Source organism: Flavobacterium sp. NG2, from assembly GCF_034119845.1.
GTDB lineage: Bacteria > Bacteroidota > Bacteroidia > Flavobacteriales > Flavobacteriaceae > Flavobacterium.
This window is the reverse complement of sequence record NZ_CP139420.1, coordinates 3,318,326-3,332,858: the sequence shown is the minus strand read 5'-3', so window position 1 is coordinate 3,332,858 and position 14,533 is coordinate 3,318,326. Positions and strand designations below refer to the sequence as shown.

Sequence of the window (14,533 nt, the reverse complement as noted above, 5' to 3'; positions counted from 1 at the left end):
AAACTGGTTTTCCAGTATGGGTGTCCAAATATAAGTAATTTATTTAGTATAATAACTTGATAATCTATTTTTTATAGAAAATAGTTGTAGAATGATTGACTAAGAAGTAAAAAAACAGCTCACACTAACCCCAATCTTTCCTTTCCGACGAAGGAAGATTCAAATGAGCTATTTTATTATTTCACAGAGACACTCCAAGGAAACACTAAGATTCACAAAGTCTTTAGTCACAGTGACCCCAATCTTGTCTTTGTTGTAAAGAAAGATTTAAATGAGTTTTTTTTTATTTCACAGAGATACTCTAAGAAAACACTAAGATTCACAAAGTTTTAAGGCACAGTAAAACCAATCTTTACTTTGCGACGAAGGAAGATACAAATGTGTACTTTATTATTTCACAGAGACACGCAAAGGAAACACTAAGATTCACAAAGTATTTAGTCACAGTAACCCCAATCTTGTCTTTGCGACGTAGGAGCAATCTCCGCAAGTAGCTCGACAAAGTATTGTTATTTGTTATTTTTTTACCGAGTTGGGGTAAACAGACTTATTAAGTTCGCTTTATTTTTACTGGATTTTGTCGAGAATCAAAAACATCACTGATTTCTATTCGATTTTCAGAGGTGTTTATCCAGTAAATTATTTTGTAATTTTTATAAACTAAATATCTGAATTGATTGGGTCTGTCTATCAACAATTCTTCAATTTGTCCAATCTCAGGCTGTTTTTTTAGTTTTAAAGTTTCTTTGGCAATTCCAATTGTAAAGTTTTTAGCAACTTTTAAACTTGCTTTTACTTTGTAGTATTCGAAAATTTTTTGGAGTTCTTTTTTTGAAAAATCGGTCCAGTAAATCTTTAGCTCCATTTCTCAATTTCCGAAATTAAATCCTCTACTTCGGTTAAGTTTCCTTTTTTAGAATCTTCCAAAGATTTGTCAATGCGTTGATTGAATTCTTCAACAGACATTGGTTCGATATTCTCAAGTTCAGAAGTTTCTTTAGCATTTTTCAAAATAGTTTCAAGCATAGCAATAGTTTTCTCACTTTGGATTTTGAGAATTTCTTGAATGAATGATAATTTTCTGGTTTCTAAGTTCATAACTTCATTAGTTTAAATCAAAATTACAAAATCTATTTAAGGATTAAGATTAATTTGGTAAACTTTTTTAGGAGTCGCTTATGGTTATTTCACAAAGATACACGAAGAAAAAACGCTAAGATTCTCAAAGTTTTGAGTCACAGTAACCCCAATCTTGTCTTTGCGACGAAGGAGCAATCTCCGTAAGTAACTCGACAAAGTATGGTTATACGTTATTTGCTTATTGTTGTGGGCACAGATGAATATCTGCGCATCAGGTTAATCGAAAATTCTATCTTTTCCCAGCATGTCTTTTATGTTTTCAATATGCTTATTTGAAATTTCCTTGTTGTCCCCATTCAAAACGGCGGTAGTTAATACATTAACAACATCCCGTTTGCTTTTGTAAATTGCTGGTTGATTCTCATTAATGATTTTTTTTACCACCTCGATTACTCTATTTGATTTAACTAGAAAAGTATCTTTTGGAATGAAACTCACATCTCTAAATTCACAATTTCCAAAGAAAACAACAACGGAATAAAAAGGAATATTTTGAAAATCGGTTAGTTTCGTTTTTAAATCTTCAACATGTTTTTTGTTTTGAAGTATAGGATTGTAGAAATAATATTTTTGTTTTCCATATGCCAAAACCTGAGTCCATTTTTGTTGATGTCCTGTTCCAAATATCCAACCACTATAATCTTTCACTTCAAACACAATTATCCCAACTTTGGTAGCAACTGCTACATCAATTTGAGAATAGTTACCATATCGATTCCTTATATATAAATCATGGAAAATGGTTTGTGCTGGAAATCCCGATTTAAGAAGTTTTAAAACTAATTGTCGTTCTGTTTTTGTTCCTCGGTGACGTTTTGTTACAGTCGCTAATAATTTTCTATCCTTTATCTTACGAAAGAAGTAAAGGAAAATTAATGAAATTAGAAGTATTCCGAAAACAATCATAATCAAATTATTACATAGTTTTTGTATCGAATTGCAAGCTCAAAGTGAGAGTTATTATTTTACAAAGATACTCAAAGAAAATAGGTTGATTCACAAAGTTGTGAGTCACAGTAACCCCAATCTTGTCTTTGCGACGAAGGAGCAATCTCCGCAAGTAACTCGACAAAGTATTTCCAGTGATTCTGGTGCTCGATTGCATCGAGTACCTACTTACTTTTGAGTACTAAACTAAGCGTTTTTAACGCGGTTACTTTCCTCAAAACGTAATTTAATGTTTTGTGTTTTTAGAGGACAACAGTAAAAAAACAGAAACAACTATTTAAAGTTATTCGTGTTTAGTTATCCGCGTTAAAAACGCTACGATTTTTGCTTTTAATTTAAGTAGGTACTCGATGCAATCGAGCACCAGCTTGTGCACCAGATTGTGTAGACAAACGAGCACCAGTTGGGTTAAGCCTAAAACCCCAATCTTGCCAAATGCCTGTTAGTGGTAGTTACTGTGAGTTTTCTTTTAAAATGTTACCGTAATCACTGATTTTATATTCAAATTTTGGTGGATAAAATTCTCTTCTCCCCGTATTTTTATAAACATATTCTTCGTGGTCTCTGTTGTCTTTTATTGTTTGATTTAGGATACCAACTTGTGATAAATTATGTTTTATATCGTTATCAATATTTTCTAAATATTCATTGTCTCTTAACACTTTTAAGTCTTCCAAATAAACTCTGTCAACCATAAAAGAAAGTCGCATAAAAGTTTCCATTTCAATTTTACCCTCAATTGTTAGCTTAAATAATTTTCCTAAAATGGTAGCTTTATCAACATCATCTAACTTATTGATGATAATTAATATTTTTTCTCCAATTTTTGCACTTTCGTTCTCATTATCAAGTTGCTCAATAAAATTTAATCTTTCTTTATTTGAAATGCTACTCAATTCAAATAAGAATTTTAAGATTTTTTTTGTAAAAAATGAATTTGAAATATTTTGTGATAAATTGTATAAATTAAAAAATGTTCCAACGATTGGAATATCCTTCAATATTCCATCACTAAAAAAAGCATCGATAGTAACTTCAGTTAAATCTTTTGTAATTTCTTTAATTTGGTCTGATTTAACAACATTAAGTAAATTTATTTCAGAATTATCCATCATTAATATGATACTTTAAAGATTTGAGTTATTTCGAACTTTGGAATGATGTTACTATTCCGTTTTCTAAATAAACATATTGATTTGAATACACAAACTGTTTGTGTTGTTTTCCAGATACTGTTGTTTCATTTATGCTATCTGGACCGCCCCAAGACCATATCAATTCATCTTCGGTAAACCCAATTTTTAATTTTTTCTCACAAATCAAATCCCAATTTTCATCTTTTCCTTTAAATTTGTCTTTTGGATTTTCAGTTGAAAAATAATTATTCATAGTATTTGAATTAAGATAAACAGAAGAAACATTTGTACCGCAGGTACAAAAGTCAATTTGTTCTTTATCTCCTTTTTCATTTATCACGACAGCTCTTATTGGTTGGTTTTCAGTTCCTGCACCAACTTCTATAATTTTTACTTTCTGATATCTTTTTCCTTTCACTAAAACTTTTGAATAAAATTCTTTGTTTAGAAACTTTTCTTTGAAACTATCTATTTCTCCAGTATAAATAGCATCAGGTAAAACGGAAACTTGACCATCTGTTTCATCTTTTTCCCATTGACTTTTAAGAAATATTCTGTCAAACATAGATTTATGCTCAATTGTAAATGAACTATCAACTTGTTTTAAAGTAATGTAAGTATATTCTCTGTAACCTGGTTTTCTTTCTTCAATTTTTATAATTTCAAATAACTTACCAGAAATATTTTTATACTTTATTTTATTGATTTGAAATTTGTTTTTCTTTATTTGTTCTACGGAATAATATTTATCATATCCATACTCGTCAAATCGAAGTTTTGAATTATCTATTGGAAAATAGAATTTCATTCCTACTGTATAATCGTGAAATGGAATAAATTTACAGCCACCAGTTTCTTCTCTTTTTTGCTGTTCATTATTTCTTCTTTCCTTTCCAGTTACTCTTTTAGTTTTGTTTATATCAACATCATATTGAGCAAAAATGTTAAGTGAGATTACTAATGCTAAAATTGTAAATAATTTGCTTTTCATTTTTATTTCGGTTTTGGTTTCACGTTTTTTGGGCTAATTGCCACTAACTAGTTTATAGTCGCATAAACTAAACCAGTTTTATTCAAAAATGGCATATTAAGCGCAAGTTTTTGTTGAATTTATGCGTGTAATTTTTAATAACACAGTACAAAAATAAAAATATTTCTTACATGGAAAAGAGTTGAAGCAATTTTTTAAGGTAGCACAAATAATAAAATAACCTCAGACAAAATTATTACCAGAATCCCGCGTGAGGGATAGCAGTGGAAATCCTTGTGGCGGCGGGCATTTATGCCGCCACAAGATTGAAACGAATAGCCCGACCCGTAGTTTTTACGGAGGGTCACGCCCAAATTTATAAGAAGTAAGCCAATACGATTCCGAGAACGATCATCGAAACTTTGGCGACATTGAATTTATGTCCTTCGCTACTTTCGAAGATGATGGTCGAGGAGATGTGGAATAAAATCCCGATGACAACTGCGGTGATTTCAGTGTAATAGTCGTTGAGGACGGGCATGAAATCGGATATTAAGGTTCCTAGTGGCGTCATGATGGCAAAGGTGATCATGAAGGCAAAAATGGCCTTGGCATTTAGGTGTGCATTGATGAAAAAAGTAGTTAGGATAATAGCAATTGGAAGGTGGTGAATGGCGATCCCGATGGCTAAATCATCGTGATGACTTACGGGGAAACCTTCCAGAAAGGCGTGAATACAAAGGCTGATGAACAACAACCACGGAATGTGCGACATATTAGGATGTCCGTGTACGTGTCCGTGTTCGGCACCTTTGGAGAAAAATTCTAGGATGATTTGGAATAAAATACCCAACATAATGCAAATTCCGATGTTGCTATTATGGCTTTCGTAAACGTCTGGCAATAGATGCATGACGGTCAATGACAACAAAAACGAACCACTAAACGCTAATAAGAGTTTGAGGTTTGTTTTCTTTTTTGGTTTTAAAAGCAATGCAATGATATAACCAAAAAGGACAGAAAGTAGGGGTAAGATGTAGTTCATCTGTATTTGTTGATAGAGTGGTTAATCGGTTAATCGGTTAGGGGTTAAGCGATTAACCAGTTAACCGATTAAACCTTTTTACTTAAAAATCATGATTAATCGTTCGCTTTCTGTTTTGTGGAATTTCTTCAATTTGTAGTCTCCAAAGATATCCAAAAGGTAAATTCCTGCTTCGTCCATCATCGATTGAAAATCCTGAAGGGTCATGGCTTGGACTTTTTCGGTGAAATGAAATTTTTGTCCGTTGTCTTCAAAGTCAATTTCTTTGTGAATATGACCGTCTTTGACATAACGCTTTAGGTGAAAGTCGATTCCGTCCACGGTTTTTACTTCCTCAGGCACTAAATTATTAATGACATGGTTGACATTCATAAAGTCAATCACCGCAAAACCGTAGTCTGTCAAACTATCTTTGATGGCTTTTAAGGTTGTTAGATTGTCTTCGTCGTTTTCGAAATACCCAAAACTGGTAAACAAATTGAAGATGGCATCGTACTTTTCTTCAAAAGGTTCGCGCATATCGTGTACCTTGAAGTGTAAGCTGTCGTTGCTGTTTTTGGAAGCTTCGGCGATACTGTTAGCCGATAAATCAGCTCCAATAACGTCAAAACCCAATTGGTTCAAATAAATAGCATGGCGGCCTTTGCCACAGGCTAAATCTAGCACTTTTGCTTTTTCAGGCAGGTTTAAATAATGCGTTAAATTATCCATAAAAAGCTGGGCTTCACGGTAATTTCTTTCTTTATAAAGGATGTGATAGTATGGAGTATCGAACCAAGAACTGAACCATGTTTTTGTAGGTTGTTCTGTATTTGTTGTAATCGGTTTTTGTTCTGAAGACATTTATTCTTTTCAATTTATTCTATCCGGCAAATTTAGTGTATTTTTGCTGAAATATTGCTTACTGTTGTGAACAGTTAAAAAAGTTTGCCACAAATTGCACAAAAGGGGATTTAGGACTTTAATAAAAATTTGTATTCTAAATATATAGATTTTTTTAAACACATAGGAACATAGGCTATTCTTTATGATTAAGTCGCTCTGCTTGAGATAGAAAATCATAGTTGCGTGGACATAAGACTACTTATTAAAAGTATGATAAACTATAATATTCGATATTGTTTTTATAGGGGTAACTGGGAAAGTGAAAATATTGTAAATAACATAGATGCTATGTGTTACTATGTGAAGCAAAGCGTTTTTTAAGTTCAGTGAAACCTATGTTCCTATGTGTTTAAAAAAATGATTTAGATTAGTAGCTTTTACAATAAAATTAATAATAGTGTAATTCTCTTTTTGATTAAAAAACAGAATTACGGGATACATACACATGGAAGATAATTTTAAAATGATTGCCAAAACCTTTTATGGTTTTGAAGAAATACTAGCCAAAGAATTGACACAACTTGGTGCGCAAGAGGTTGAGCAAGGGGTGCGAATGGTAAGTTTTAAGGGCGATAAAGGTTTTATGTACAAAGCCAATTTGTCATTGCGTACGGCTTTGAAGATTTTAAAACCGATTTATACTTATAGAGCGAATAACGAACAAGCCTTGTATAAAGGTATTTTGGGTGTTAACTGGTCAAAGTATATCAATGCCAATCAGACTTTTGTGATTGATGCAACGGTGCATTCGACTATTTTTACACATACCGAGTTTGTTTCGCAAAAATGTAAGGATGCGATTGTGGATCAGTTTAGAGAGCGTATGGGGCAACGTCCTAGTATTGACAAAGCGTTTCCGGATTTGCGTATCAATATTCATATCGACCGTGACCAAGTTTCGGTGGCCTTAGATACCTCTGGGAATTCTTTGCACCAACGTGGATACCGAATCGCAACGAATATTGCTCCTATTAACGAGGTTTTGGCGGCAGGTGTTTTGTTGCTTTCAGGTTGGGATGGTCAAACGGATTTTCTGGATCCTATGTGTGGTTCTGGAACATTCCTTGCCGAAGCGGCGATGATTGCATGTAATATTCCTGCGAACATTAATCGTAAAGAATTTGCTTTCGAAAAATGGAAAGACTGGGATAATGATTTGTTTGACAAAATCACCGATAGTTTGTTGGGTAAAGTGCGTGAGTTTCATCATACCATTACAGGTTATGACAAAGCACCATCAGCGGTTCAAAAAGCAAAGGATAATATTCGAAATGCGAACTTAGAAGAGTACATTAGTATCAAAGAAGAAAATTTCTTTGACACTGAAAAAAATACCGAGGGGAAATTGCATATTGTTTTCAACCCACCTTATGACGAGCGTTTGGACATTCATATGGAGGAATTCTACAAAAACATTGGCGATACCTTGAAGAAAAATTATCCAGGGACTAATGCTTGGTTCATCACGGGTAACTTGGAAGCTTTGAAGTATGTAGGTTTAAAACCTTCCCGCAAAATTAAATTGTTCAATGCGAGTATCGAATCTCGTTTGGTGAAATACGAAATGTACGAAGGAAGTAAACGTACAAAGTTTCAAACGAATACGGAAAGTTAATTAAATTTTGTTTAAAGTTTCATGTTTAAAGTTCTCAGCTGTAACTTTAAACCTGAAACCTAAAACCTGAAACTTATTTATTATGACAAAATTAGAAGTTAGAGCGTTTTTGTATCAATTGGGTTGTTTTGCTATCTTGTTTATTTCTGTACGCTATTTGGTAGCGGTTTACACTCATTTGACTGGATTATGGATTCCAATGACCGCTTTTGTAGTGGCGACTTTGTTGTCTCCAAAATTCAAAGCCATTAAGACACAAGAGGGTGAGCGTTTGTTTATGAAGTGGATATTTATGAAAGGCGTTCGCGAAATAGGCTAAGGTTATAAAATTAAAATATGGGAGTTACAATACATTTTGAGGGAAAACTCAAATCAGATTTTGAATATGAAAAAATAATGCTTGACGCCAAAGCTTTTGCGGAAGCGAACAAAATGGAGCATGAATTTTTTACTGAAACAGAAAAACTGTTATTGCGTCACAAAGATGGGGAAGAGTGGGACTATTCAGGACCAACCAAAGGAATCAGAATTCAGCCTCATGATAATACCGACCCTTTGCTGTTAGAGTTTGACGAGAATAATTACATTCAAGAATATTGCAAAACGCAATTTGCAGACATTGCTATTCACATCAAAATAGTGGAATTTTTAAAGTCGGTTGAAAACTACTTTGACAACTTAAAAGTCAATGACGAAGGTGAATATTGGCAAACAGCAGACAAAGGTATTTTACAAAACCGAATTGATACCTGTTTTTATCAAATAGAAACACTTAAGCAAAATGATCCTACACTTGATGGTCCTTATAAAACAGAAGGCGATCGCATTGTAGATTTACTACATGCTTAGGGAAATCACAAATGACACGTTGGGTGAAATTAAAAGAATAATTAATTTTAACCTATTGTCACATTGAGCTTGTCGAAATGGAGCTTGTCGAAATGGAGCTTATATAAGGTATTCGAACGGCTTAGACTGATATTTTGCTTTTAAATTAGGATTCCCATTTTTAAGAGAATCTGATTACGGATACATATACTAAAAAATCCACTAATTTTTCAATAATTTGAAAGAGTAGTGGATTTTTTAGTTGCTATAAGCAGTGATTATTTTTTGCTGTTGGTTGTGTTTTTAATACTAGCAGGAACCACTTTTTTCTTGTAGATAGGTACAAAATAAGTGACTGTATAATTAAATCCTACTCCAAAACTACCATTATAAGTTCTGTTGAATCCAGGAATGTAAAGATTATCAAAGTTGTCTGGTTTCTTGTTGGTTACCAAAGTGTTTAATCTCAAGCTGAATCCCAAAAAGACATTATTGAAAACTTTTGCTTTTACCCCAGCGACCACTTCAATCCAGCTCGCTGTAAGTCCGTCGAATTTCTCCCCTGAACTGATAGTCGCTGATTCTCCAAAATATTGAGAAGTATTGTAAATTCTATAATTTTCAAGCTCTTGACTGAAAGTACTAAAACCATAACGCAAGCCTATCGAGATGATATTTTCCATATCCAGCCAGTTTTCGTATCCATTATAATCAAAACCAGCTTTTAGGTAAGAGCCTTTGGTTACAAAATCAAGACGAGCATCTTCTGTGGTTTTGTTTTCGGTTCCTAATTCGGCTGCCAAGAAATATTTTTTGGTCAAACGATAATCACCTACTAATTCGATTCCCTTATAATTGTTGTCATAAAAGCCACGAGTCAGTTTAAATAAATCAACTCCCACACGCAAACCGTATCTGTCGGTTTTTGGTGGTGCTACATTGTCCTTTTGTACTTGATTGGGTAAGGCTTCTGCATTAGCAAAAGAGTTATCAGGTATAACGGCGGTTTCTTTCTTAGTGGAAGGAAGCGGTTTTTTTTCAGTTGTTTCCTGAGCATGAGCGCAAAAAAACGCGAAAACGAGACAAATATTAAAAATAGATTTCAAGGTGGGTTTCATTTTCGTTAGTTATAGTTCGGTTTTTTACGGATATACTTTCTATCCATTTTCCATCAGCAACAGTAGCATCAGTATGGGTAAAAGGATTGGCTTGATTGAGTTCATAGTTTGTCTTGAAACCACAAGCTCTAGAGACAAAAATAGTACTTCGGCTGTAGTCAAACTGTATTTCGTCTTCGTTTATCAAGGCCGTAGTTGCATTGTCGTAATTTAGGATAAACTTAAATTTGACCACATCAGCATCTATTTTAAGAGGAATAGCAACGGTGCTACCATTTATTAAAGTACTCCCGCTATAGGTTATTCCTTCTTCCATTCCTTCGGCTATGATTTTTAAATCAGTTACCGACTTTAAAGTTGAAGGGTCGTTAAAATCATAAAAACTGATAATTAGTCGGGGAGTCGTGCTAGTGTTTTCATCACAAATATCATCTTTCTCACAGCCCGAAAAAGCCAATGAGAAAACCAGAACAGTAATAAGAAATATTTTTTTCATAGTTGTTTATTGGTCACAAAAATAATTAAAAAGGATACACTATAGTGTGTTTTGCATTAGCTTCTAAAAAAAATCTGCCAAATCTGCCAAATCTGCGTGAAACAATGAGCACGCAGATTTTGCAGATTTACGCAGATAATAATTTGCATTTTTATATAAACAATAGTTAGCAATTATTTGAAGACACACTTACTTTCTTGAAATCTGCGAGCTAAATTAAAACTTTAGCTCGCAGAATCTAGTTAATAATAGATTAGCGTCTTTCTAATAAAACTACATTTTCAACATGATGCGTTTGCGGGAACATATCCACAGGGCGCACACGGCTTACTTTGTATTTTTCGTCCATCAAGGCCAAATCACGTGCTTGTGTAGCCGAGTTACAACTTACATAAACTACTTTTTGAGGAGCAATTTTCATAATTTGTTCTACCACATCTTTATGCATTCCGTCTCTTGGTGGATCTGTAATAATAACGTCTGGTTGTCCGTGTTGAGCGATAAAAGCGTCGTTGAAAACCACTTTCATATCTCCTACATAAAACTCACAATTGTCAATATTATTACGTTCGGCATTGGCTTTAGCATCTTTGATAGCATCTGGAACACTTTCAACACCAATAACTTTTTTCGCTTTTTTAGAAACAAACTGAGCAATCGTACCTGTTCCTGTATATAAATCATACACAATTTCGTTTCCTGTTAATCCAGCAAAGTCTCTTGTGATTTTGTATAATTCGTAAGCTTGGTCTGAGTTGGTTTGATAAAATGATTTAGCGTTGATGCTAAATTTCAAGCCTTCCATTTCTTCCAAGATATAGTCACGACCTTTGTATAAAATCACATTTGTATCGTACAAAGTGTCATTTGCTTTATTATTCACGACATATAATAATGAAGTAATTTGTGGAAACTTCTCGTATAAGTGGTCTAAAAGCAATTCTCTGTTGGCTTGGTCATCTTCAAAAAACTGAATCAATAACATGATTTCACCAGTCGAAGCAGTACGTAACATTAAGGTACGCAACAAACCTTCGTGAGCACGTGGGTTAAAGAAGGTTAGTCCATTTGCGTTAGCAAAATCACGAACTTCGTTTCTAATCGCATTCGATGGGTCTTCCTGCAAGTGACATTTAGTGATGTCAAGGATTTTATCCCACATTTTAGGAATATGAAAACCAAGGGCATTTCTGTTCCCTAAATCTTCGGTGCTCCCTATTTCTTCTTCCGTTAACCAACGGCTGTTAGAAAACGAAAATTCCATTTTATTTCTGTAGAAAAACTTTTTCTCCGAACCTAAAATCGGCTCAAATTCTGGAAGTTCAATTTTTCCTATGCGTTGCAAATGATTTTTAACCTCATTTTGTTTGTAAAACAACTGTTGGTCGTAATTCATATTCTGCCATTTACAACCACCACAAACACCAAAGTGCTGGCAGATAGGTTCTACACGGTGCTCTGAAAATTCGTGAAATTTCACCGCTTTTCCTTCGTAATACGCCTTACGTTTTTTAAACGTTTGTACGTCAACTACATCTCCAGGAACCACATTAGGTATGAAGACAACTTTACCATCGGGAGCTTTCGCTACCGAAACGCCTTTAGCACCTGCATCAAGGACTTTTATCTGATGAAAGACAACTTTGTCTGTATTTTTTCTTCCCATGCCGCAAAAATAAGCGTTTGAAAACTTTTATAAATTCAATTTGCCAACTATTTTCAAAAAAGAGTAAAAATTGTGGTTTTGTTTATAGGGTTATGGTTTGTTTAGCTTTAGAATTTTTAATTTAATTCGTCTAACAATTCTTGATACGTATAATTGTTTTTGTTTTCTGATTCGGTATTGATGACTTTGATTCGCATAGCTTTCAATCCAGAAACGCCTTGTAGTTCTTCAATGTCAAATTTTTCAACTGTTGGCTCAATGATTTTTTTGAACTGTAAATACTCAATGTATTTTAAGTATTCTGATTCTTCATTTTGATGCGAATAGACAATGGTGATTTTTTCAGTTTGAGTGATGCGCTCTTGAGTTCCTTTGATGTGTGCTTTGTCGATTCGTTTTTTGACTACTTCATAACGGGCATTGTAGGTGCCATCAACGTCAAAACGCTTTTCGTCCATTCGGAAACGAATGGAAAGCGGTGAGCTAAATACCAATATCAAGGAAGTAACGTCAAGTTTATAAGGCAGTATGGACTTAAGGCGATGATGCTCTAATTCCATTTTGCATAATGTGAGTAATTGCCACAACCTTAAATTATTAAGGTATATCATGTCAAATTTTTGATTAGGTGTAATGCTTTGCCCAATGTAAAGGTTGTGCTCTACACCATCCGTTTTAAAACGTTCAAAATAATGGGGGAAAAGCTTTTGTGCTTCTTGTTGTTCCTTATCTAAAACCGAAGCCATTTTTTTATTGATGATCGACATGGCTTCATCAAATTTTCTTCTTGAATGATAAAATAAGTCTGTTTTAGGGTCAAGTTCAGCAAAGTAAGAATCCATCAAAAGTTGCTGTTTTTCATCGTTTTTAGCGTTTGATAAAATAGGATGAATTTTTCGCTGAATATAATGTTGGATTTGTTGTTCTGTATCTGCTTTTAATTCTAGTTTTAATTCTTTCGCATACGACTCTAATTCAAAAATTCGTTGCTCTAATAATTCCAGCTTATTGTTGGTTGTTAAATAATTTAATAGTTCTAAAAGATGTGAAATTTGATTTTTCAAATCTTCTTTTACGGTTTCATTTCTATGCTCAGAAGAGCTCTTAATGTCAATTTGACCATACAAAGGATAGACTTCTTTAAAGGTGATTTCTTTAAAAATATAGTCTTTACTTGGTGATTGTGTTTGATAGTATTTTTGCGCTTCATTACGGAACTTCCAATACACACTCGAATGGATAGCCGTATATTCTCGTTGGATAATGGCTTCTATTTGATTTTGTAAGTCAATGTTGTAACGGTCTAAAGTATCTACAACATAAGGTAATAATAAGTCAAGGTTGTTTACATTGATGCTGTTAAGTACTTTGGGTTGTGAGGAAACCAATTCTATAATACCTAAAAGCTTTTTTTCTTTGATAACAGGTGCTAGAATGCAACTTTTGATGTTTTGCTTTAGCAAATGATTGGCAAATGAAGTATTGGTTGTCTTTTTTGAAAACGAATCGATATCCGAAATAATAAAAGGTTTTTTGTCCTCTAATAGTGTTTGCAAAGAGCAACCAAAAATTGCATTTTGACAGCTTTCTTCTTCTTTTTCACATAGAATATAGCTCGTAGCTTCTTTGTTATTGTTATAAGGTGGTTTGGTAAACTTGTTTTCCTCCTCGTTATACATTATGAATCCAACTCTCAAATCGGGAATTTTAAAAATCGTTCGGAAGATGGTTTGAATACCTTCTGAATTTTTATTTTCATTGTTGTCCGATTTTAAAAGATTGGTTTTTAAATTGGAAATAGCACTTTCGACCGAAGCATCAAATAATGAAACGATTCCAAATCCTTTTAAATTCCAGCTATTCTGTGGGAATTTAGATTTCCACAATGCTATATCTTCATAATTATCCTTTAATAAGTCAATGTCTTCTGGAGTTAAAATAGGGGAGTCAGAAGTTGGGGATATTTCAATAAAATCGGCATTGTATAAAATTCGGTAGTGTTTCAAAATCCCATTTTCATCTGGGATGTCATAAAATAAAGGTTTGTTATAATCAAATTTTTGTCCGTAATGAGTATTTAAAATAAGAATACAGCTTAGGATGTACAATTGATTTTCATCAAAATCTCTAATGTTCATGTCAAAAGTTGTCCCAGCATGTTCAAGGATTTTGGTAAAACGTTCAGTAAAATTGAACGTTAAATTTTGAAAAGGAACTGTAATAGCCTTAATTTCATTTTTGGTCAAAGCCGTGGGAAATAAATCAGCTAGCAGGTTTTTTAGAAGCTTTTCGTGTTTTGTGATAACACTATAATCTTCAATTCCTGTTCTGAATTCAGGTACAAATTCAATTTCTTTGAGTAATGCTTTGGCATAATTAGAACGGTAATCCACATCGGTTAATGCGATTTGTTCTAAAGACTCAATGAGTTTATGAAATGAAATTTGAGTCTTAAACGGACTTTCAGTAAATAACGGATGATTCATTGATGTGTCTTTGGTAAAATGCATGGAAATGCATCAACAGTGAAATAAAAATAGTTTAACTATAAAAGTAATAAAAAATCTCCAATCACAGTTGCGATTGGAGATCTTCATTGTTTTAGGATGGTATTTGTTGTTTAAACTGTGGAAATTTAAAAAAATATATTAGACTGTATTTTGTCTAATTCCATCGTTAAGCGTTA

The 14,533-nt window shown here is 33.4% G+C and carries 14 protein-coding genes; 3 read left to right on the top strand and 11 right to left on the bottom strand.

What is annotated here, in order from left to right; genetic code table 11:
* Positions 1–550: 550 nt before the first annotated feature.
* The 7 genes from SLW70_RS13580 to SLW70_RS13550 form a co-directional block, all read right to left on the bottom strand.
* Complete coding sequence (locus SLW70_RS13580) at positions 551–865, bottom strand: type II toxin-antitoxin system RelE/ParE family toxin (protein ID WP_320889117.1); 315 nt, start codon at positions 863–865, stop codon at positions 551–553.
* Complete coding sequence (locus SLW70_RS13575; RefSeq protein WP_320889115.1) at positions 856–1,098, bottom strand: hypothetical protein; 243 nt, start codon at positions 1,096–1,098, stop codon at positions 856–858. The genes SLW70_RS13580 and SLW70_RS13575 overlap by 10 nt, the downstream gene beginning before the upstream one ends.
* Positions 1,099–1,356: 258 nt before the next feature.
* Complete coding sequence (locus SLW70_RS13570; RefSeq protein ID WP_320889114.1) at positions 1,357–2,046, bottom strand: nuclease-related domain-containing protein; 690 nt, start codon at positions 2,044–2,046, stop codon at positions 1,357–1,359.
* A 494-nt stretch (positions 2,047–2,540) separates the two neighbouring features.
* Complete coding sequence (locus SLW70_RS13565) at positions 2,541–3,203, bottom strand: hypothetical protein (RefSeq protein ID WP_320889113.1); 663 nt, start codon at positions 3,201–3,203, stop codon at positions 2,541–2,543.
* 25 nt (positions 3,204–3,228) lie between these two features.
* A complete protein-coding gene (locus tag SLW70_RS13560) occupies positions 3,229–4,215 on the bottom strand; it encodes a hypothetical protein (protein WP_320889112.1) in 987 nt (328 codons plus the stop codon).
* A gap of 355 nt (positions 4,216–4,570) precedes the next feature.
* Complete coding sequence (locus SLW70_RS13555; protein WP_320889111.1) at positions 4,571–5,239, bottom strand: ZIP family metal transporter; 669 nt, start codon at positions 5,237–5,239, stop codon at positions 4,571–4,573.
* A 78-nt stretch (positions 5,240–5,317) separates the two neighbouring features.
* The gene (locus SLW70_RS13550) at positions 5,318–6,082 is read right to left on the bottom strand and encodes a class I SAM-dependent DNA methyltransferase (protein WP_320889110.1); all 765 of its coding nucleotides are present in this window, start codon (positions 6,080–6,082) and stop codon (positions 5,318–5,320) included.
* A gap of 487 nt (positions 6,083–6,569) precedes the next feature.
* Between SLW70_RS13550 and SLW70_RS13545 the strand changes: the two genes are divergently transcribed.
* From SLW70_RS13545 to SLW70_RS13535, 3 genes are all read left to right on the top strand, one after another.
* The gene (locus tag SLW70_RS13545) at positions 6,570–7,739 is read left to right on the top strand and encodes a THUMP domain-containing class I SAM-dependent RNA methyltransferase (protein WP_320889109.1); all 1,170 of its coding nucleotides are present in this window, start codon (positions 6,570–6,572) and stop codon (positions 7,737–7,739) included.
* A gap of 82 nt (positions 7,740–7,821) precedes the next feature.
* Positions 7,822–8,058, top strand: a complete 237-nt coding sequence (locus SLW70_RS13540) for a hypothetical protein (protein WP_320889108.1) — start codon at positions 7,822–7,824, stop codon at positions 8,056–8,058.
* Between the two features lie 17 nt (positions 8,059–8,075).
* Positions 8,076–8,588: a hypothetical protein gene (locus tag SLW70_RS13535; RefSeq protein ID WP_320889107.1), complete on the top strand. Its 513-nt coding sequence runs from the start codon at positions 8,076–8,078 to the stop codon at positions 8,586–8,588.
* Positions 8,589–8,845: 257 nt separating this feature from the next.
* Here the strand turns inward: SLW70_RS13535 and SLW70_RS13530 are convergent, their stop codons facing one another.
* The 4 genes from SLW70_RS13530 to SLW70_RS13515 all read right to left on the bottom strand — a co-directional run bounded on the left by SLW70_RS13530 (position 8,846) and on the right by SLW70_RS13515 (position 14,333).
* A complete protein-coding gene (locus tag SLW70_RS13530) occupies positions 8,846–9,685 on the bottom strand; it encodes a DUF6048 family protein (RefSeq protein WP_320889106.1) in 840 nt (279 codons plus the stop codon).
* Positions 9,657–10,181, bottom strand: a complete 525-nt coding sequence (locus tag SLW70_RS13525) for a DUF6452 family protein (RefSeq protein WP_320889105.1) — start codon at positions 10,179–10,181, stop codon at positions 9,657–9,659. Before SLW70_RS13525 ends, SLW70_RS13530 begins: the two co-directional genes overlap by 29 nt.
* A gap of 253 nt (positions 10,182–10,434) precedes the next feature.
* Complete coding sequence (rlmD, locus tag SLW70_RS13520) at positions 10,435–11,847, bottom strand: 23S rRNA (uracil(1939)-C(5))-methyltransferase RlmD (protein ID WP_320889103.1); 1,413 nt, start codon at positions 11,845–11,847, stop codon at positions 10,435–10,437.
* A 116-nt stretch (positions 11,848–11,963) separates the two neighbouring features.
* Positions 11,964–14,333 (bottom strand): GAF domain-containing protein, encoded by a 2,370-nt coding sequence (locus SLW70_RS13515; protein WP_320889101.1) that lies wholly within the window; start codon positions 14,331–14,333, stop codon positions 11,964–11,966.
* Between the last annotated feature and the right edge of the window lie 200 nt (positions 14,334–14,533).

Bases quoted from the DNA above. Each gene is read 5' to 3' on its own strand.
- SLW70_RS13580 (WP_320889117.1), bottom strand. From the start codon at position 865: ATGGAGCTAAAGATTTACTGGACCGATTTTTCAAAAAAAGAACTCCAA.
- SLW70_RS13575 (WP_320889115.1), bottom strand. From the start codon at position 1,098: ATGAACTTAGAAACCAGAAAATTATCATTCATTCAAGAAATTCTCAAA.
- SLW70_RS13570 (WP_320889114.1), bottom strand. From the start codon at position 2,046: ATGATTGTTTTCGGAATACTTCTAATTTCATTAATTTTCCTTTACTTC.
- SLW70_RS13565 (WP_320889113.1), bottom strand. From the start codon at position 3,203: ATGATGGATAATTCTGAAATAAATTTACTTAATGTTGTTAAATCAGAC.
- SLW70_RS13560 (WP_320889112.1), bottom strand. From the start codon at position 4,215: ATGAAAAGCAAATTATTTACAATTTTAGCATTAGTAATCTCACTTAAC.
- SLW70_RS13555 (WP_320889111.1), bottom strand. From the start codon at position 5,239: ATGAACTACATCTTACCCCTACTTTCTGTCCTTTTTGGTTATATCATT.
- SLW70_RS13550 (WP_320889110.1), bottom strand. From the start codon at position 6,082: ATGTCTTCAGAACAAAAACCGATTACAACAAATACAGAACAACCTACA.
- SLW70_RS13545 (WP_320889109.1), top strand. From the start codon at position 6,570: ATGGAAGATAATTTTAAAATGATTGCCAAAACCTTTTATGGTTTTGAA.
- SLW70_RS13540 (WP_320889108.1), top strand. From the start codon at position 7,822: ATGACAAAATTAGAAGTTAGAGCGTTTTTGTATCAATTGGGTTGTTTT.
- SLW70_RS13535 (WP_320889107.1), top strand. From the start codon at position 8,076: ATGGGAGTTACAATACATTTTGAGGGAAAACTCAAATCAGATTTTGAA.
- SLW70_RS13530 (WP_320889106.1), bottom strand. From the start codon at position 9,685: ATGAAACCCACCTTGAAATCTATTTTTAATATTTGTCTCGTTTTCGCG.
- SLW70_RS13525 (WP_320889105.1), bottom strand. From the start codon at position 10,181: ATGAAAAAAATATTTCTTATTACTGTTCTGGTTTTCTCATTGGCTTTT.
- rlmD (WP_320889103.1), bottom strand. From the start codon at position 11,847: ATGGGAAGAAAAAATACAGACAAAGTTGTCTTTCATCAGATAAAAGTC.
- SLW70_RS13515 (WP_320889101.1), bottom strand. From the start codon at position 14,333: ATGAATCATCCGTTATTTACTGAAAGTCCGTTTAAGACTCAAATTTCA.